This window comes from Nocardia sp. NPDC050712 (genome assembly GCF_040654295.1).
Lineage (GTDB): Bacteria > Actinomycetota > Actinomycetes > Mycobacteriales > Mycobacteriaceae > Nocardia.
Window position 1 is genome coordinate 103211 of record NZ_JBFAHT010000003.1, and the last position, 21583, is coordinate 124793.

The window sequence follows — 21583 nt, forward strand, 5'->3', positions numbered from 1 at the left end:
CCAGCGGAGCCCATCCCGGCGCCTGCCCCGCCGCCCGATCGACATAGGCCCGCATGAGATCTCGCGTCATCGGGGCCACGGAGTAGCCGTCGCTGCTGATGTGGTGCAGCACCACCACGAGGATCCATTCGGTGGCCGAGTCCTCCGGTCCCTCGGCGATTTCGAGCAGCGCGGCCCGCACCGGCGGGGCCGCCGCGACATCGAAACCGAGGCCGATGAACTCGCGCAGCCGGGCATCGGCCGCGCTGCGCCGCACCCGCATCGGGGTCAGCTCCAGCGCCGCCGCGGCCGCGGGCAGGATCTCCTGCACGGGCCCGGCCTCGGTGTCCGGGTACCGCGTGCGCAACGTCTCGTGCCGGTCGACGACATCGGCGATGGCCGTGGTCAGTGCCTCGAGGTCCAGGGCGCCGGTGAGCCGGATGGCGGCGGGGATGTTGTAGGCCGAGGAGTCCGGCGCGAGCCGGTTCAGGACCCACATGCGCTGCTGTGCGGGCGCGAGCGGCACGGGCGCGGTCCCGGTCCGGCGTACCAGCGCGGGCCGCGTCGCCGCGCCGTCCAGCCGGGTGAGGTCATCGGCCAGGGCCGCCACCGTGGGCGCCTCGAAGACCGCCGCCACGGGCACCTGGACGCCGAGCGCCGCGCCGAGGCGAGCGCTCAGCTTCGTCGCGAGCAGCGAATTGCCACCGAGTGCGAAGAAGTCGTCATCGAGACCGACCCGGGCACAGCCGATTACGCCCGCATAGGTCCCGGCCACGAGAATCTCGAGTTCGGAGCGCGGGACGCGGAACTCGGCCTCGGCGAAGACCGGCTCGGGCAGCCGGGACCGATCGACCTTGCCATTGGCGTTGAGCGGCAGCGACTCCAGCGCGACCACCACGGCCGGCACCATGTACCCCGGCAGTTCGGCCGCCACGGCCGCGCGCAGGTCGGTCGCCGAATCCGGCTGCGCGACCGCCACGTAGGCCACCAGCCGGTCGCCGCCGTGCGCCACCGCGACAGCGGCCCGGACCCCGGGCAGCCGGCGCAGCGCGGCCTCGACCTCGCCGAGTTCGATGCGGAAGCCGCCGATCTTGACCTGGAAGTCGGCCCGCTCCAGATACTCCAGCGTCCCGTCGGCCCGCCAGCGCACGATGTCCCCGGTCCGATACATCCGGCCGGCGCCCGCGAAGGGATCCGCGACGAACCGATCCGCGGTCAGCCCGGACCTGCCGTGGTACCCCCGCGCCAACTGCGCGCCCGCGAGATACAGCTCCCCCGCGACACCCACCGGAGCGAGCCGCAACCGGCTGTCCAGCACATACACTCGGCTGTTCCACGCGGGGGCGCCGATCGGCACGGCGTGCGCCGGCGCGTCCACCACCTCGTACGCGGTGATCGACACCGCGGCCTCGGTCGGTCCGTACAGGTTGAAAAGTCGCGCACCGCGGATTTGTGCACAGGTGTCCACAGGCTTGCGCGCCGGGAGTGCGAGCCGGTCACCCGGATGCCGATCGGCCGCAGGTTCGGCGATGGCCGCGGCGCCACGATCCGCGCCTTCGCTGTACCGCGCCAAGCCGTCGAGCATGCTCGCCGCGACCATCACCAGGTCGGCCGAATCGGTGTACGGCGTAGCGACCGCCGGTTCGTGGTGCAGCTCCGCGCGGCGCAGGAAGTCCGCGGCCGTGGCCGCGGGCAGCGCCTCGCCGATCGCGAGCACCTGGCGCAGCGCGCCCGGCAGCGCCGTGTCCGGTGCGGTGGCCAGCAGCATGCCGATCAGGGCGGGGACGGCGTGCAGGACGGTGACGCCGTGGCGGATCATCAGCTCACGCAGTCGTTCCGGCTCGCGCTCGGTGCCGGGCGCGGTGACGACCAGGCGACCGCCGGTCACCAGCGGCGACCAGAACTCCCACACCGACAGATCGAAGGTGGCGGGTGTCTTCAGCAGGACACAGTCGTTGCCGTTCAGGCCGAAGTAGTCGCGCAGCCAGAGCAATTGGTTGACGATCGCCGAGTGCGCGACCGTCACGCCCTTGGGCACGCCCGTCGACCCGGAGGTGAAGATCACGTAGGCGGGGTGTTCGGGCCGCAGCGGGCGCACCCGCTCGCTGTCGAGCACCGGCTCGGCGGCACCACTCCGGGGCAGGCGATCGACTTCCCAAGCGGGAATGGCGGTTTCGATCGGCAGACCGTCCCGCGAGGTGGTGAGGATGCACGCGGGTGCGGCCGTGCTGAGAATGTGCGCGATCCGGTCGGCCGGATGGTCCGGATCGATCGGGACGTAGGCGCCACCGGCGCGCACCACCGCGTACATGGCGACGACCAATTCCACCGAGCGGCGCATGGCCAGCACGACAGTGCGCTCCGGGCCGACACCCGCGCCGATCAGCCTGCGGGCCAGTCGGTTCACGCAGGCATCGAAATCTTGGTAACTGACCCAGTTCTCGGTATCCGCGTCGAGCACCGCGACGGCGTGCGGCGAGCGGGCGACCTGTGCGTCGATCAAATCGGCAAGGGTCGCGGACTCGACCGCGTGTGCGGTGTCGTTCCAGTCGAGCAGAAGCCGGGTGCGTTCGGCCTGACCGAGCAGGTCGAGGTCGCCGACGAGGGTGTCCGGCTGCGCGGCAACGGCTTCGAGCACCCGCAGGAGCTGATCGCCGAGGCGCCGCGCGGTCGCGGCCTCGAACAGATCGGTGGCGTAGCCGAGCGCGAGTTCGAGTCCGGCGGCGGCGCCGTCGGCGCCGTAGTGGTCGACGGCGAACAGGTGCAGATCGAATTGTGAGACGCCGCTGTCGTATTCGAGTGCCCGCACGTCGAGCCCGGGTAGTCGTAGCTCCCCGCGCTCGTGGTTCTGGAACGAGTAGCCGACCTGGAACAGCGGATGCCGGGCGGTGGACCGCTCCGGGTTCAGCACCTCCACCAGCCGCTCGAACGGCACATCGGCATGCCCGAACGCGGCGACGTCCCCGGCCCGGGTACGGGCCAGCAGGTCGGCGAAGCGCTCCCCCGCCTCGACCCGGGTGCGCAGCACGAGCGTGTTGACGAACATGCCGATCACGTCGTCCAGTTCGGCGGCGCCCCGCCCGGCAATCGGCGTGCCGACCGCGATATCGCCGGTGCCGGACAACCGGCTCAGCAAGACCGCGAGCGCGGCGTGCACCACCATGAACAGCGTTGCGCCGCTGCGCTGTCCGACGCCGATCAGGGCCCGCTGCAGGGCGCCGTCGACGGTCAGGGCGATCTTCTCGCCGCGCAGACTCTGCCGCGCCGGGCGCGGGTGATCGACGGGCAGGGCGAGCTGATCGGGCAGACCGGCCAGCGTGCCGGTCCAGTAATCGATCTGGCGCGCCGACGGCGCGTCCGGGTCGTCCTCGGCGCCGAGCAGCGTGCGCTGCCACAGCGCGTAATCGGCGTACTGGACGGCAAGTGGCTGCCAGGCCGGCGCATCGCCGTCGAGCCGAGCGGTGTACGCGCTCATCAGATCCCGCACGAACGGTGCGATGGAGGAGCCGTCGGCGGCGATGTGATGCAGGACGGCGGCCAGCACGAATTCGGCTGGGCCGGTCCGGAACAGTTCGATGCGGACCGGAATCTCGATGGTGATGTCGAAGGTCGTCGCGGCCAGGTGCTGGATCCGCGCGGGCAACTCGGCTTCGGTGCTGTCCACCGGGGTCAGCTCGGGCACCGCCCGTGCCGTGGGCACGATTACCTGCGTGGCGACGCCGTCGACCTCCGGGTACCGGGTGCGCAGCGATTCGTGCCGCCCGATCACATCGCCGATCGCGGCCCGCAGCGCGGGGATGTCCAATGCGCCGGAGAGGCGCAGCGCGATCGGAATGTTGTAGGCGATGGACGCGCTGTCGAACCGGTTGAGGAACCACATCCGTTGCTGGGCCGGAGACAGCGGCAGCACAGCCGGGCGGGCGCCCGCGACCAGGGCGGGCCGCGCTTGCGCCGTGCTCGCCATGACCGCGGCGGCGAGTTCGGCGACGCGCGGCCCCTCGAACAGCGCGCGCACCGGGACGCCGCGATCCAGGGCGGCCCCGATCCGGGCCACCGCTTTGGCGGCGAGCAGGGAGCTGCCGCCGAGGGCGAAGAAGTCGTCATCGGCGCCGACCCGCTCGGCAACCCCGAGCACCTCGGCGTACACCGCGGCGACGAGCTCCTCGGCCAGGGTGCCCGGCGCCCGATAGGTCGCGCCCTCGAAAGCGGGGGCGGGCAGCGCGGCGCGGTCGAGTTTCCCGTTGACGGTCAACGGGATTCGCTCCAGCGCCACGATCGCGGCGGGGACCATGTGCTCGGGCAGGACCCGGCCCAGATCCTTGCGCAACTGGGCGACCTCGAGATCCCCGGCGACGACATAGGCGACCAGGCGAGGTTCGTCGGCCAGGTCCGTGCGGACCACCACCGCCGCTTCCCGCACCGTCGAGGCGGTGTCGAGCAGGGCGGCCTCGATCTCGCCGAGTTCGATCCGGAAACCGCGCAGGTTCACCTGCTGATCGGCGCGGCCCAGGTATTCCAGGTCACCGGTGGCGGTCCAGCGGGCCAGGTCACCGGAGCGGTAGGCCAGGCTGCCGGCCGCGCCGTAGGGGTCGGCGACGAAGCGGGCCGCGGTGAGCGCGGGCCGCCCGAGGTAGCCGCGCGCCAATTGCCCGCCGGAGACATAGATTTCGCCGGGCACACCCACCGGCACCGGGCGTAGCCGGGAATCCAGGATCCGGACCGCCAAACCCGGTATGGCGCTACCGATCACGCTGGCCGAGCCCGCGCCGGGCGCGATCGGGCGGTAGGACACGTGCACCGTGGTCTCGGTGATGCCGTACATGTTCACCAGGCGCGGCTGGTCCGGATACCGTTCGAACCACGGGTTCAGCCGCTGCGGATCCAGCGCCTCACCACCGAAAATGACAGTGCGCAAGGCATATTCGGCCGGTGCCTGGGCCGCGTCGGCGGCGATCAGCTGATAGAACGCCGACGGCGTCTGGTTGAGCACCGTCACCCGCTCCCGCTCCAGCAGGTCCCGGAACTGTTCCGGCGAGCGCGAGGTGTAGTAGTCCACCACCACCAGCCGGCCGCCGAAGAGCAGCGCGCCCCACAGCTCCCAGACCGAGAAGTCGAAGGCGTACGAGTGGAACATGGTCCACACGTCGGCGGCGCCGAAACCGAAGTGGCGCTGGGTGTTGTCGAAGAGCCGCAGCACATTGCGGTGCGGCACCACGACGCCCTTCGGCCGCCCGGTGGAGCCGGAGGTGTAGATGACGTAGGCGGTGTGCGCCGGATCCAGCGGGGCGCGCCGCTCCGCGTCCGACAGGGCCGCGGATTCGAAGGTGTCGAGGTCGGTGACATCCAGGTCGATCACCGGGCCGCCGAACCAGTCGCGCGGCAGCGCTGTCGCGCCGCTGCTGATCGCGCACACGGGACGCGCGTCGTCGAGCATGTATTCGATGCGATCGGCCGGGTAGTTCGGGTCGATCGGCAGATAGCCGCTACCCGCCTTGACCACCGCGAGCAGTGCGACCACCAGGTCCGTGGAGCGTGGAAGTGCCACCGCCACCAGGGTTTCCGGCCCGGCGCCCGCCAGGATCAGCTTGCGGGCCAGCCGGTTGGACCGCGCGTCGAGGTCGGCATAGGTGAGTGCGCTGTCCCCGGCCAGCACCGCGACGGCCGCCGGGTCGAGCAGCGCGGCGCGGGCGAATCGATCCGCGAGCGTCTCGGGCACCGTGGCCGCCGCTACCTCCACGCCGGCCCATTCGTACAGCGCCCGCTGCTGCTCCTCGCCGCTGAGCAGCTGGATGTCCCCGACCACGACGGTCGCGTCGGCGGTGATGGCGGCCAGCACCTGGGTGAACCGCCGGGCCAGCACCGCGATCGACTCCGGGTCGTACAGATCGGTGGCGTAGGTGATCTCGATGTCCATGCCGTCGGCGCGCCCATCCGCGTCGCCGGCTTCCAGGACCGTGAATTGCAGATCGAACTTGGCCGCCGCCGTGTCGAATTCGAGGGGCTCGACGGCGAGGCCGGGCAGCGCCAGCCGGGGCAGCGTGAAGTTCTGGAAGGTCAGCGCCACCTGGAACAGCGGGTGCCGGTTTCGGGCGCGGGCGGGAGCGAGCACGTCGACCAGCCGCTCGAACGGCAGGTCGGCGTGCGAGAGGGCATCCAGATCCTGGGCGCGCACCGTGTCGAGCAGCGTCTCGAACCGGGCGCGCGGATCGATCCGGGTGCGCAGCACGAGCGTGTTGACGAACATGCCGACGAGCCGGTCCAGCGCGGCGTCGCCGCGGCCGGCCACCGGGGTGCCGATGGCGATGTCGGCGCCGCCGGACAGCCGGGCCAGCAGCACGGCCAGCGCGGCGTGCACGGTGTTGAACAGGGTGGCTTCGCGCTTGCGCGCCAGCTCCCGCAGCTCACCGTGCAGGTCGGAATCGATGCGCAGACGGTGGGTCGCGCCGCGGTGCGTGGTCTCGGCGGGCCGCGGGCGGTCGGTGGGCAGATCGAGCTGGTCGGGCAGGCCCGCCAGGTGCTCCCGCCAGAAACCCAGCTGCTCGGTGTCCGCGGCCACGGTCTCGGCCTGCCAGAGCGCGTAGTCGGCGTACTGCACCGGCAGTGCTTCCCACTGCGGCGCCGCGCCCACGCTGCGCGCCGCGTAGGCCGTCATGAGGTCGCGCGCCAGCGGCGCCAGCGAAACACCGTCGGCGGCGATGTGATGCAGGACCAGCAGGAGCACGTGCGCGTCGGCGACGCGGAACAGCCGGGCCCGCAGCGGGGTGTCCTGACTCAGGTCGAACGTCGCCGCGACACAGTGCGCTAACCGGTCGTGCAGGTCCGCGGGGTCGCACACCATCGGGTCGAGCTCCGAAACGTCCGCTCCCACCGCCAGCACGACCTGCTCCGCGCCGTCCGCGTCCTCGCGATAGATCGTCCGCAGCGTTTCGTGCCGAGCGACCAGGTCCGCGAGCGCCGCCGACAGGGCCGCGACATCCAGCGCGCCGGTAAGGCGCAGCGCGACCGGGATATGGTTCACCGCGTCGCCGGGCCCGCTGACACTCTCGGCCAGGAACCGGTTGAGGAACCACATGCGCTGCTGGGCCGGCGCGAGCGGAATCCGCTCCGGACGCCGCCGGGCCGACAACCCGGCCCGCCCGCTCCCCTGCCGCGCCGCGGCGCGGGCCGCCAGCTCCGCCACGGTCGGCGCCTCGAACAGCACCCGCACCGGCAGCTCCGCGTCCAGCGCGCCGCCGACCCGGGCGACCACCTGGGTCGCGGTGAGCGAATTGCCGCCCAGCGCGAAGAAGTCGTCGTCCAGGCCGACCCGGCGGGTACCGGGCAGGCCGAGCACCTCGGCGTAGATCGCCGCGACGGCGGCCTGGTCCGCGGTTTCCGGGGCCCGGAAGACCGCGATCTCGACCGCGGGCGCGGGCAGCGCTTTCCGGTCGAGCTTGCCGGAGGCATTGAGCGGGAACTCGTCGAGGACGGTGATCACCGAGGGCGCCATATACGAGGGCAGTGCCCGGGCCACGGCCCGGCGCACGACATCGGCCAGCGGCTGCCCGACGGCTTCCGCCGCGGTGACATAGGCGACCAGCTGGTCACCGTGCGGCGTGGCCGCGACGACCGCGGCGGCCTGCGCTACGCCCGGCACCGCGGCGAGCACGGCTTCGATCTCGCCCAGCTCGAGCCGCTGACCACGCAGCTTCACCTGGAAATCGGTGCGGCCCAGATACTCCAGCTCACCATCGGTGCGCCAGGCCACCAGATCGCCGGTGCGGTACATGCGCTCGCCCGCCCCGAAGGGGTTGGCCACGAACCGGTCACCGGTCAGGTCCGGGCGGCCGGCATAGCCGCGTGCGAGCTGCGCGCCCGCGAGATACAACTCGCCGGGCACCCCGGCGGGCACCGGCTGTAATCGGCCGTCCAGCACGAACACCCGGGTGTTGAACACCGGCGTGCCGATCGGAACGGTATGCGTGTCACCGGCGCTCACCTCGTGGCTGGTGACATCGACGGCCGCTTCGGTCGGCCCGTACAGATTGTGCACCCGCGCACCGGTCAGCTGCCGCAGCAGGTGGGCCGGGGCCGGCGGCAGCGCCTCACCCGAGGCGAACACCAGGCGCAGCGAATCACACAGGGCAGCAGCGGGTTCCGCCACGAACACGGACAGCATCGAGGGGACGAAGTGCGCCACCGTGACCCGCGCCGCGGCGACGACCTCGGCCAGATAGCCCGGATCCCGATGCCCGTCCGGCCGGGCGACCTCCAGCCGCGCGCCGATCTGCAACGGCCAGAACAACTCCCACACCGAGACGTCGAAGGTGACCGGCGTCTTCTGCAGCACTACGTCGGCCGCGGTGAGCCCGTAGGTGTCCTGCATCCACACCAGCCGATTGACGATCGCGCGATGCGCCACCGCGACGCCCTTCGGCCGCCCCGTCGATCCCGAGGTGAACAGCACGTATGCCGCGTTGTCCGGATGCAGGACTCCCAGCCTGTCCGCGTCGGTCAGCGGCGCGTCCGAATACTCGGTGGTGTCGAACTGGTCCACATCCAGCACCGCCCACATCCGCTCGCCGGTGGCAGGCAGGTCGAGCCCGTCGGTGCTGCGGGTGAGCACGCACACCGGGCCTGCGCTGTCCAGCACGTGGGCGATCCGCTCGGCCGGATGTTCCGGATCCACGGGCACATACGCCCCACCCGCGCCGACCACCGCGTGGATCGCGATCAGCAGATCGAGGGAGCGGTGCATCGCCACGGCCACGGTGCTGTCCGGCCCGACGCCGACGGAAACGAGCAACCGCGCCAGCCGGTGCACCCGGCTCGCGAACTCCGCATAGGTCAGCTCCGTACCGTCGAAGGCCACGGCGACCGCCCGGGGGTCGCGGACCACCTGCGCCTCGAACATCGACACCAGCGTGGCCGTGGCAGCCACCGGATGTGCCGTGGCATTCCAGGTTTCGAGAATGCGCGTCCGCTCGGCGGGTGCGAGCAGATCGATCTCGCCGACCGCCTGGTCCGGCTCGGCGGACACCGCGTCGAGCACCCGGCCCAGCCGCAGCGCGAACGCGGCGACGGTCGCGGCGTCGAACAGATCGGTCGCGTATTCGAAGACCGCCGCCAGGCCCGATTCCGACTCGCGCAGCGTCAGCTGGAGATCGAATTTCGCGGTCCGGGTGTCGATCTCCAGCTGCGTGGCGGTGAGACCGGCCAGCTCCAGCGCGGACTGCGCGGTGTTCTGGAAGTCGAGCATCACCTGGAACAGCGGATGGCGGGCACCGGTGCGCTCCGGCTCCAGCACCTCGACCAGCCGCTCGAAGGGCACGTCGGCGCGCGCGAACGCCGCCAGGTCCCGATCGCGCACCGCCGCGAGCAGCTCGGTGAACGCGACCTCGGGGCGCACCTCGGTCCGCAGCACCAGGGTGTTGACGAACATCCCGACCAGCTCGTCCAGCCGCGCGTACCCGCGCCCGGCGACCGGCGTGCCGATCGAAATATCTTGCTGCGCGGAGAGTCTCGCCATCATCGTGGCGAGCGCCGCGTGCAGCACCATGAACAGCGAGGCGTTCGATCGATCCGCGAGCGCACGCAGCCGCTCGAGCGTCGCGCCCGGGATGTCGAACGCGTGCCGCGCACCGCGGCCCGAAGCCACCGCCGGCCGGGGGCGGTCCGAAGGCAGGGTCGATAGCTCGGGTAGGCCGTCGAGATCGGTGGCCCACAGCTGAATCTGCTGGCCGATAACAGATTCCGGATCTTGCTCACTACCGAGCAGTTCGCGCTGCCACAGCGTGTAATCCGCGTACTGCACCCGCAGGGGCGCCCAGTCCGGCAGCCGACCCGCGCACCGCGCCGCGTAGGCGCGCATCAGGTCACGGGTCAACGGCGCGATCGACCAGCCGTCGGCGGCGATATGGTGCATGGCCACGACCAGCACATGCACCTGGGAGTCGCTCCGCAGCAACGCCACTCGAATCGGCGGCGCATCCTGCACGGCGAACGGCCGCGCCGCGAACGTGACGATCCGCTCGGCCAGTTCCTCGGCCGCGACCGGCTCGAGGTCGAGCGAGACCTCGGCGGCCGGCAGCACTTGCTGATGCGGAACCCCGTCCACCGCGGGGTATCTCGTACGCAGCGCCTCGTGCCGCGCGAACACGTCCGACACCGCGGCTTCCAGGGCGGCCGGATCGAGGGCACCGGTGAGCCGGACCGCCGCGGCGAGGTTGTTGGCCGAGGAAGCGGCGTCGAACTGGTTCAGGAACCACATCCGCTGCTGGGCATAGGACAGCGGCACCCGGTCCGGACGCGGACCGGCGACCAGCGGCAGTGCGGCCCGCGCGGTCCCGGCAGCGGGCAGCCGCGCGGCCAGCGCGCCGACGACCGGGTGCTCGAACAGCAGCCGCACCGGCACGTCGGCGGCTATCGCCTCACCGATCCGGGCCGAGATCTGCGTCGCGACCAGGGAATTACCGCCGAGTGCGAAGAAGTCGTCGTCCAGGCCGACCCGTGCCACGCCGAGGACCTGGGCGAACACCTCGGCCACCAGGTGTTCGGCGCCGGTGGCCGGTGCGCGAAACGCCTTGGCGGCCAGCACCGGATCCGGCAGCGCCTTGCGGTCCAGCTTGCCGGAGGGAGTCAGCGGCAGCGCGGGCAGCGCGACGTAGGCGGACGGCACCATATAAGAGGGCAGCGTGGCCCGCAGCCGGTTGTCCAGGACGGTCGAGAGATCCGGTTCCGCGAGTGCGGTTTCCACATATCCGACCAGCAGTTCTCCTGCGGCCCCGGCGAATACCCGCACCGCGGCCGCCCGCACTTCCGGCACCGCGCGCAGCGCCGCCTCGATCTCGCCGAGCTCGATGCGCTGGCCGCGCAGTTTCACCTGGAAATCGCTGCGTCCCAAGTACTCCAGCGCACCGTCGCGAGTGCGCCGCACCAGATCGCCGGTCCGGTACATCCGGGTGCCCACCGGGCCGTGCGGATCGGCGACGAACCGTTCGGCGGTCAGGTCCGAGCGGCCGTGATAGCCGCGCGCCACCTGCACACCGGCCAGGTACAGCTCACCGACCACCAGGTCGGGTACCGGCCGCAACCGCGCGTCCAGGACCAGCGCCCGGCTCGCCGCCACCGGTCGCCCGATCGGCACCGGGCCGCTGCGCGCGCTGTCGACCGGAGCATGGGTCGCGTGGACGGTGAATTCCGTGGGCCCGTACAGGTTGTACAGCCGCGCTGCGGACACTCGAGCGAAGGCGGCGGCCGCGGCGCCGGTCATGGCCTCACCGGCCACGAAAACCGTGCGTAGCGTGCGAATCCGCGCCGAGTCGACCGCGGCGGCGAACACCGAGAGCATCGATGGGACGAAGGAGGTCATCGTCACCGCGTGTGCCTCGATCGTGCGGGCCAGGTACGCGCTGTCCCGGTGCCCGTCGTGCTCGGCGATCGCGATTCGCGCTCCGGAGACCAACGGCGCGAACAACTCCCACACCGATACGTCGAAGGTGGCGGGCGTCTTGAACAGCACCACGTCGGCCGCGCCGATGCCGTATTCCCCGGCGATCCAGTGGATCTGGTTGGCGAGCGCGTCCCGGGACACCGCGACGCCTTTGGGGCGTCCGGTAGAGCCGGACGTGAAGATCACATAGGCCGCGCTGCCGCCCCTGACCGGCAGCTCCGAATCCGACACCGGCCGAGGGGAATCGATAGCATCGACCTCGATGACCGGGATGTCGGCAGCCCCCCAGCCGTCCACCGAACGGGTGAGCACGCACACCGGAGCGGCGGTCGCGACCACGTCCGTCAGCCGCGCCCAGGGCTGATCCGGATCCACCGGCACATAGGCACCGCCCGCCGCGAGGACCGCGTACACCGCGGTGACGAACTCCGCCGAGCGCCGCATGCCGAGCACGACCCGCGTTTCCGGGCCGACGCCGGCCTCGGTCAGCACACTGGCCAGCCGGTGCACCCGCGCCGCGAATTGCGCGTAGGTCAGTGTGTGCGCGCCGTCGACCAGCGCGATGGCATCGGGAGTCCGGCGGGCCTGGGCCCGGAAGGCCGCGAGGACATCGCCGCCCGCTTCGGCGGGTGTCGCCTGCCCGGCCTCGAGCGCCCGCGACTGCCCCGGGGCATCGAGCAACGGCAGGTCACCGACCGGTGTTTCGGCATTCTCGACGACCGCGCGCAGCAGCGCCGTGAACCAGCGCGCGAAGCTCGCGACGGTGGTTTCGTCGAACAGATCCGAGGCGTAGGAGAACTCGGCGGGAACCTCCGCCGGTGCCGAACCTTCCCTGTGTCCGGCACCGGCGAAGCCGTCAGTGACCGTCAGTTGTAGGTCGAACTTGGTCACTCCGGTGTTCACACTACTGGTGGAGACCGACAACTCGGGCAATTCGAAACGGATTGCCGCCGCGGTATCGATGGCGAGCATCACCTGGAACAGGGGGTGCCGGGCCTGGGAGCGAGTCGGATTGATGGCCTCGACCAGCTGCTCGAATGGCAATTCCGCGTGCCCGAAGGCCGCCAGATCGGTGTCGCGGACCTGCCGCAGCAACGTCGAGAACGGCGCCGCGAGATCGATCGGCGTGCGCAGCGCCAGGGTGTTCACGAACATCCCGACGAGCTCGTCCAGCGCCCGGTCGCCCCGGCCCGCGACCGGGGTGCCCAGGACGATGTCGGTACTGCCCGAGATCCGCGCCAGCAGCGCCGCGAACCCCGCGTGCAACACCATGAACGGCGAGACGCCCTGCGCCCGCGCGAGTTCGGCGATACCGGCGACGACCGGCGGGGGTAGCTCGAACCGGTAGACCCCGCCGCGCCCGGAGGCGATCGCGGGCCGCGGCCGGTCGGCGGGTAGGTCCAGCTGATCCGGAGCGCCTGCCAGCGCCTCGGTCCAGTACTGCAGCTGCCGAGTGAGCACCGAGTCCGGATCGTCGGCGGCACCGAGCAGTTCACGCTGCCACAGGCTGTAGTCCGCGTACTGCACCGCCAGTGGCTGCCATTCCGGCTCTCGGCCGGAATGGCGTGCGCCGTAGGCGATCATCACGTCGCGGGCCAGTACCGGCAGGGAAAGGCCGTCGGCGGCGATGTGATGCAACACGAATGCCAGGGCACAGCTGCCGTCGTCGACGCGGAGGATCCGCGCGCGGAAGGGGATCTCGCGTTCGAGGTCGAACCCCCGTCCGGCGAACGTGCGCAGCGCGCGGTCCAGGGCATCCGCGCCGACCGGCTCGACCGCCTCGACGGCGTCGGTCTCGGTCAGCACCTCCTGCCGCGCGAACAGGTCCGCGCCGCGCACCGCCGGAAAGACCGTGCGCAGCACCTCGTGCCGGCCGACGACATCGGCCAGTGCCTGCCGCAGGGCGGTCACATCGACCGCGCCGCGCAACCGCACCACGAACGGCATGTTGTAGTCGGCGCCGCCCTCGAACCGGTTCAGGAACCAGATCCGCTGCTGCGCCGGAGACAGTGGAACCAGCGGCGGCCGCGGCCGCGACCGCAGGAGCACGACATCACCGCCGCCGCTGGTTCCCCGCGCCGACTCGATCAGTCCGGCGAGTTCGGACACCGTAGCGGCGCCGAACAATTCGCGAACTCCGAGTCGGCAACCCAGGTCAGCGCCCAACCGCGCCGCGACCTGGGTAGCCATCAAGCTGTTGCCGCCCAAAGCGAAGAAGTCGTCGTCGAGCCCGACCCGCTCGTGCCCGAGCACCTCGCCGTAAACCCGCGCGACGGCCGCTTCGACGGTCGTCGCGGGCTCGCGATACGCGGCGGCGATCCGCTCCGGGGCGGGCAGCGCGCTGCGGTCCAGCTTGCCGGAGGCGTTCACCGGCAGCGCGTCGAGCAGCACGAAGGCGGCGGGCACCATATAGGCGGGCAGGGCACGGGCCGCGACGGCACGCAACCGCTCCACCTCGACCGCACCCGCGGCGGTGCCCACCACGTAGGCGACCAGTTGCTCGTCCCGCACCACGACGACCGCGCGCGCCACGGAATCGACGGCCCCGAGCACGGTTTCGATCTCACCGAGCTCGATCCGCAAGCCGCGCAGCTTGATCTGGAAGTCGGTGCGCCCCAGGTACTCCAGTTCCCCGCGCGGCGTCCAGCGCACCAGATCGCCGGTGCGATACATCCGCCCGCCGTCCGCGCGCGGATCGGCCACGAAACGCTCGGCCGTCAGGCCGGGTCGCGCCACGTAACCCCGGGCGAGCTGTACCCCCGACAGATACAGCTCGCCCGGAGCCCCGACCGGGACGGGCCGAAGGCCGCTGTCCAGGACATAGACCCGGGTATTGAACACGGGTGCGCCGATCGGCACCGTCCGGGTGTCGGCGTCGGTCACCTCGTGGAAGGTGACGTCGACCGCGGCCTCGGTGGGACCGTACAGGTTGTGCAACCGCGCCCCGGTCAGTACCCGCAGCCGTCGCGCCGGCGCCGCGGGCAGCGCCTCGCCCGAGGCGAAGACCGTCCGCAGGGTGGTGTCGCGGGAGCTCGGGCCCTGCGCCAGGAACGTTTCCAGCATCGAGGGCACGAAATGCGCCGTGGTGACGCCGTATTCGGCGATCACCGCGCGTAGATAGGCCGGATCCCGGTGCCCGTCCGGCTCCGCGAGCACCAGCGTCGCGCCGATCTGCAACGGCCAGAAGAACTCCCACACCGACACGTCGAAGGTGGCGGGTGTCTTCTGCAACACCACGTCGTCGGTGCGCAGCCGGTAGGCCTGCTGCATCCAGACGAGCCGGTTGACGATCGCCGCGTGGCTGACCGCGACGCCCTTCGGCAGTCCGGTCGACCCGGAGGTGAAGATCACATACGCCGGGTGCGCGGGCCACAGCGCCGTCGTCCGTTCGCGCTCCCAGACCGGCCCGTCCGGATAGCCGGACAGGTCCAGCTCCTCGAGCACGACGGCCTCCGGAACGCCGGACGGCGCGTCGAGCGCGGTGGCCAGCACGCAGGCGGGTCGCGCGGTCTCGAGGATGTGGGCGGTCCGATCGATCGGATGATCCGGATCCAGCGGTACATAGGCCGCACCGGCCGCGAGAACCGCGTACATCGCGACCACCAGATCCACCGAGCGCCGGATATGCAGGGCGACCAGCGTCTCCGGCCCGACCCCGCGTTCGATCAGGCAGCGCGCCAGCCGGTTACCGCGCCCGGCCAGGTCGTGGTAGGTCAGGGTGTCCGGGCCGGACCGCAGGGCGACCGCGTCCGGCGTCCGCGCCACCTGCGCCTCGAACATCGAGATTAGCGTCGCCGCCGAGCTGCCCGGCAGGTCGAATCCGGTCGCGTTCCAGAGCCGGGTGCTGACCTCGATTTCGAGTTCGGTGGCCACGGCCACCGCGCCCAGCGCCGTCTCCAGATCGGCGTCGACCAGTCGCTCCAGGTAGCGCAGGAAGCGCGCGTGATGCCGGGCCAGGTCCTCGGCGTCGTAGAGGTTGGGGTTGGCCTCGAAATCGAGGTGCACACTGTCCTGTTCGCCGTAGTAGACGTTCAGGCTCAGGTCCTCGACGGGGCCGGTGGACAGCACGTGATAGCGGCCGACGGTGTCGCCGAGGGCCAGATCGCTCTTGAAGAGCATGATGTTGGCCAGCGGCCCGAACAGCGCCCGGTGCGCCGGCCGCCCGTCGTGCGCGGCGTCGCGCCGGATGTCCTCGTGCCGGTAGCGCTGATGCCGCAGGGCGCCGGCCAGTTCCACCCGCATGGCCCGCAGCAGTTCGGCCCAGCGCACCGCGTGACCGGTACCGATCCGCAGCGGAACGATATTGGACAGCATGCCCGCCGAGCGCCGCATGGCCGCGGTGGTCCGCGCCGTCACCGGCAGGCTGAGCACCACGTCGTCGCGATCGGTGAACCGGCCCAGGTACGCCGCGAACGCCGCGAGCAGCACCACCGCGATGGTCGAATCCTGGCTCGCCGCAAGCGTGTTCATCCGCTCGACCAGAGGCGCCGGGAGCGCGCGCCCGGTGACGAGGTTGGCCGCAGCGCGCGGGGCGGAGCGCGGGTCGAGGCTGGTGACCGCGTCCAGCCCGGCCACCCGCTGCGCCCAGTGCGCCCGATCCGCCTGGAATCGGGAGCTTTCCCGGTAGCTGAGCTCGCCGCGCACCAGCTCGCCCAGCGGCGCCGCCCGCACCGGCTCCATCTCGGTGCCGCGCACCCGGGCCGTGTACCGCTCGGCCACCCGCATGGTGTTGGTCAGCGCGCCGTACCCGTCCAGGATCAGGTGGTGCGAGCGCAGGTACCAGAACCAGCGCTGCTCCTCGATCCGCAGGATCGCCCCGGCGTACAGCCGATCCCGGATCAGGTCGATGGGCGTGCCGGCTTCGGCGCGCATCCAATCTCCGGCCGCGGTCACCGGATCCGCGTGCCCGCGGAGGTCGACCAGCGGCAGCTCGAACGGCAACTCCGGATCGAAGCACTGCCGCGGTACGCCGTCGGACTCGTCGAGCCGGACCATCGTGGACTGGAACTCCGCCGCCGCTTCGCGCGTAACCTCTTGCAGCACTGCCACATTCAGTTCACCGCGGACATCCACGTACTGCGCGATGGTGATCGGGATCTCGGGCTCGAGCTGCTGGGCGTACCACAGCCCCAGCTGGGCGGGTGCGAGCGGAAACCACTCCCTGGCAGCTGGTTCGGGCGTAAATCCACCCAACTCCATACCGGGCACCAGGGCCTCCTTCTTTCGGGCAGCGCGAACCAGAGGCCCGAGGCCTCTTGGCACCACAGATGTTTCAGCGAGAGCGCGGGACGATCGGCGTCACCAGCGCGAGATTCCGACTGATTGCATGAGACAGATTCGGCGACCGGTGTCGCCGCGGTGGCCGGCCGCCAGGGCTGGCCGCCGGTGGATGTCTAGCGTTTGATCGTTCCTCCAACTCGGCTGCCGCGGCCGGTTCCCGATGCCGCGACGGTGTTTCCTGCATCACACGCATGTTTCGCGCAAACCGAACATTAGGCCTTTTGTTAATAAAAAGGAACTAAATCCAACAAAATAATCTGGTCACTTGTCCAGTCAACTTGGGGGGCGAAAATGCCAGGGCATAACGGGGCCCGGAACGCCCTGTTTGTGAGCCAGGGCACTTTCAGAACTGCAGACTATGAGCGGGAACGTTGCATCCGCGTTGCATCGGCGCCGAGCCGCCGATCGAGCACCCGAATCTTGGCCTCGATCTGGGCATACAGGGGCGAATCACGATCGACTGTCGCGCGATAGGCGGCCCATGCGGCGGCATCGTCGCGGCCGTCGGCGCCGGCGGTCCAACGCCGCAGCACCCCGGTATCCGCCGAACCCAGCACCGCGGTGCGCAACCGCACCCGCAACTCGTCGCGCAGGTCCACGATCCCGGGCGCGGTGGAGCGCGGCAGCACCGGACCGGCATAGAGCTGTAATGCGGATTCGATATCACCGGAGTCCAGCGCGGCTCGCAGCGCGTCCACATCGGTTGCGACCTGAGAGCGCAAACGGTATGGGCGCGAACCGATCGCGTCCGCGCCCACCACGGTGCGCAAGCGCGACATCGCGGCGCGGATGGTGCCGTTGTCCAGATCGGTGTCGTCCAGCAGCAGCGCCAGGTGATCGGCGCCGAGTCCCTCGGCGTGCTCGGTGAGCAGCAGGAGGATCTCGGCGTGCCGTTGCGACAACGGAACTCGCTCGCCCGCCTTGCTCAGTTGCGGCTGGCCCAGGCCGAGCACGTCGAGCCCGAGCCGGCCGGTCGGCGCGGGCGCCGGATCCCGCGGGGCGTGCTGCGCCGCGCGCATGGCGGCCAGCAGCAGGTCCATCTCCGCGGCGGTCGCGGCCGCCTTCACCAGCGCCAGGATCTCCGGCTTGGCCACCCGGACCCCGCCCGCGATCATCAGCACTCCGACCAAGCGGCCGTCCGGATCGTGCATCGGCGCGGCGGCACCGGTCAGCTGGTGCATCCGATGCAGGAAGTGTTCCGGGCCGTGGATCCAGACGGCGCGCCCGGCGCGCACCACGAGCCCGACGGCATTGGCGCCCACCCGGCGCTCGCTCAGATCGTCGCCCTCGCGCAGCCCGATCTCGGCGGCGACGCCGACCTGCTCGGGATTGCCGTGGATCCACAGCACCCGGCCGAACTGGTCGGCGACCACGACGATCAAACCCGTTCTGGCAGTGTCCTGTACGAGGAGTTTGTCGATCAGGGGCAACAGCGGCGCGATGGGATGCGCGTCGCGGTAGCGCTGGAGATCGGCGCCGCGCAAACCGCGTTCACTGCCCGGGTCCATCGGGTCGATGCCGGCCTGCACACTGCGCAGCCACGATTCGAGGACCAGAGGCCGCAGGAGACCGGCCAGCTGGGACAGCTGGTCGTCACCGGCGGTGAGATAACCGTGGGCCTGTGCGGCATAGGCTTCCAGAGCGCCGAGTTGCGTCCCCGGCTCGACGCCGTGCCGTGGGTGCCGCCCACCTGCGAGATTGCTGACCATTTGCCTTTCTTTCCGTCGCAGACTTTACCGGCGGCAATACCGGGGGTAGGGCGGAAATTCCCGTTTGTCTGCCAGGTCACATCCGGATAGGATCACCGAGTTTTGTGACCTGCGCGTCTTTCACACGGCTTCGAGAAGGAACCCGGCGGCGCGTTCGGCAATCATCAGCACGGTCGCTTGCGGTCCACGGCTCAACGGAACGGGAACAACCGACAGATCCACGACCGACAATCCGGTGAGCCCGTGCACGCGGCAGTGCTCGTCCACTACCGCGCTTTCGTCGTTCGCCGGTCCCATCCGGCAGGTTCCCGACAAATGCTGGGACGTCCCGAGATTCGCGCGTAACCAGGAATCGTCCGGTTGCTGGGCGGCTACTGTGGCACCGGGAATTGCGTGTAGCAGTTCGGTTGCCAGCTCGGCCGCCTCCCGCAATCGCCGCCGATCGTATTCGGCGGCGAGATAACGGAAATCGAGGATCGGAGCGACCCCGGGGTCGGCCGAAGCCAGTCGCAATTCGCCCGTCGAGTGCGGCCGCATGAGTGCCGCGCCGAGCCGCCGGACTTCCGGATCCGGACCGAAACTCACTGCATACGGGCGTAATTCGAGGTCGTCTACAGTAAGCACGTACTCCAGCGCGACGGTGCCGGACCCGGGTGTCGCGGGTGCGCGGTAATCGATTCCGACCTCGGGGTGATCGGTGAACCAGGCGCCGACCGCGGCCGGCGCGACCACCGGAATATCGAGTGCCTGGAGTTGGCCGGGCGGCCCGACCCCGGAGCGCAGCAGCAGCGCCGCCGATTCCACCGCGCCCGCGCAGAGCACGATCCGATCCGCGGCGATTGTGCCGGCCCGCCCGTCGCGCACATAGTCGACGCCGACCGCGCGAGTGCCGCGAAAACGAATGCGAGTCGCCATTGCCGAGTCGTGCACCGTCAGATTCGGGCGGCCCAGCGCGGGCAGCAGATACTCCGTCGCGGGTCCCGCCCGCATTCCGGAATCGACATTGCACGGGACCGGCCCCAGCCCGGCCGCGGGCACCGCCGCCGGGAGCGCGTTCAGGTCCGGTATTTCCGGGAACCCGGCGGCCAGTGCGGCCCGCGCGAATTCGACACTCGCCGGTACCGGATCCACGGTCCGGCGCACCGGAATCGGGCCGTCGCGGCCATGTCCCGGGAACTCGCCGTAATCAAGATCGCGCTCTATTTGCTGATATCCCGGCAGCACCGCGTCGAAAGTCCATTCCGGGCAGTCCCGGGCCCACGTCGCGAAGTCCGTGCCGAGGGCGCGGACGAAATAGCCGCCGTTGATCGCGCCGGACCCGCCGAGCACCCGGCCGCGCACGATGGTTCCCGCGACGGGTCCCTCGGCCAGGCGAACCGGATAGCGAAAGACCCACGGCGAGGCGGGCCCGATCGGCATGCGCCCGGCCAACCGCAGATCCGCGGGCAGCGCGGCGGCGTCGGCCCACACCGGGCCCGCCTCCAGCAGGCACACGGTGTGGCCGGGATCCGCGCTGAGCCGCGCCGCGAGCACACAGCCCGCGGTGCCGCCGCCGATGATCACCGTGCCGGCCGGGCCGCCCGCACCCAGCGCTACCGCCGCCGCCACCGCCGCTCGCTCAGTGCGGGGGCGCCGTGGGTTTCAGCGCCTCGACGCTGCGGGCCCGGTACGCGCCGAGCCACAGGCCGGTGCCGTAGGCGATGTCGTCCAGGCGCTTGTAGGCGATGTAGCGGAACGGATCCAGCCCGCCGGCATCCCGGTGGGTGAACCAGTCGGCCAGCCCGTCCGCGAGCGCCAGGGTCACCGCGATCCGGCGGATGCGGCGCGAGAACAGCATCGCCAGCAGCGTGACCGGCCAGTAGTGCCGGCACACCGCCGACGCCAAACGCCATATGCCGGAGAAGAATCCGCGCGACAGGTAGATCGCCGCGATCCGGGTCGGGTTGTCCAGCCCGGCGAAGACCCGGCGCAGCCGCACCAGCGCCGCCACCAGCGTGAACACGCCGCCGAACAGACCCCACCCGGAAAGCGTGCCGAACAGGAAGGCGGCCACCACCGTCCAGGTCGGCAGCGACAGCGGCGTCACCATCCCCGGTTCGTGCCGCTGCGCCAGGGGCGCGGCGCCGGTGCCGTAGAACAGCTTGCGGCCGAACCACGAGCGGAACGAGACGCGGTGATCGTGCGCGACGTGCGCGGCGGGCTCGTAGCGCAGCCGCCACCCCGACTTCTCCAGCCGCCAGCACACATCGACGTCCTCGGCCACCTCCATGGACTCGTCGAAGCCGCCCTCGGCCAGCAGCGCGCGCCGCCGCACCAGCAGCGCGGCACTGGGCACGTAGGAGACCAGGCCCCGGGAGTGCACGGCGGATTCGCGCCGGCCCAGATCCAGCGACGAGCGGGTGTGCTCGTAGCGGGCCAGCGTGGTGGACTCCGGGTCCAGCGCGACGATGCGCGGCGCGACCAGCGCCACACCCGGATCGCTGAAGTGCCCGAGCATCACCTCGAGCCAGCCGCTGCGCGGCACCACGTCGGAGTCGAGGAACGCGACGTAGTCCGTGGTCGCGGCGCGCAGCCCGGCGTTGCGCGCGGCGGCCGGGCCCTGCCGGCGGTCGTGCCGCAGCACCGTCACCCGGCAGCGCGTCCCGCGGTCCGGCGGGATCTGCACGGGCTGATCCGAGCCGTCGTCGACGACGATCACGTTGTGCCCGCGCAGGGCTGCCAGCAAACGCATGAGGCCCGCGGCGTTGTTGTACAGCGGGACGATGACCGTCACGTCCTCCAGCGACGGCAGCAACCGCGGGCGCGGATTGCCGACCCCGGAGTCGAGCAGTCGCCGTGCAACAACCGCGGATTTCGGATCGGTCACCTCGAGGTAGCCGTCGCCGATCATCTCGGCCGCTTCCGGGGCGAGACGCAGCAACCGTGCGGGCGAGCCGCCGATCAGGATGCGGCCCCCGGAATACGCACGTACTCGTGGATCGATCCGTACCCCGAATCCATCGGGCAGACGATCTTGGCGCATTCCTGGCATGCTAGGCGCAGATTCACGCGTAGGCATCATTGGCACCGGGAGTCGGGCAGAATTCTTTGTGATTGCGTTGCGATGTGATTGCCACGGAGCAGATTCCACCATTCAGCAAACCGATGGCAATTGAAGGTGCCCGGCGCGTCGGCCCACGAATTT

At 70.9% G+C, this 21583-nt stretch carries 4 protein-coding genes (1 of these 4 only partly in view); all 4 read right to left on the reverse strand.

All coding sequences use genetic code 11. The features are described from left to right. On the reverse strand, positions 1-16609 hold the 5' portion of the coding sequence (locus tag AB0H76_RS20870) for a non-ribosomal peptide synthase/polyketide synthase (protein WP_357329779.1). 1190 nt of this gene lie to the left of the window's left edge; the window shows 16609 of its 17799 coding nt (coding positions 1-16609); it begins with the start codon at positions 16607-16609; the stop codon falls past the left edge of the window. A gap of 437 nt (positions 16610-17046) precedes the next feature. Continuing rightward, entirely contained in the window at positions 17047-18399 is a 1353-nt protein-coding gene (locus tag AB0H76_RS20875) for a GAF domain-containing protein (RefSeq protein ID WP_357326404.1), read from the reverse strand. Between the two features lie 120 nt (positions 18400-18519). Next, complete coding sequence (mftG, locus tag AB0H76_RS20880; RefSeq protein ID WP_357326407.1) at positions 18520-20007, reverse strand: mycofactocin system GMC family oxidoreductase MftG; 1488 nt, start codon at positions 20005-20007, stop codon at positions 18520-18522. Between the two features lie 10 nt (positions 20008-20017). Then, on the reverse strand, positions 20018-21421 hold the full coding sequence (gene mftF, locus AB0H76_RS20885) for a mycofactocin biosynthesis glycosyltransferase MftF (RefSeq protein ID WP_357326410.1): 1404 nt from the start codon (positions 21419-21421) through the stop codon (positions 20018-20020). Between the last annotated feature and the right edge of the window lie 162 nt (positions 21422-21583).

Excerpts from the sequence above, each read along its gene's own strand:
- AB0H76_RS20875 (WP_357326404.1), bottom strand. The coding sequence starts at position 18,399 with ATGGTCAGCAATCTCGCAGGTGGGCGGCACCCACGGCACGGCGTCGAG.
- mftF (WP_357326410.1), bottom strand. The coding sequence starts at position 21,421 with ATGCGCCAAGATCGTCTGCCCGATGGATTCGGGGTACGGATCGATCCA.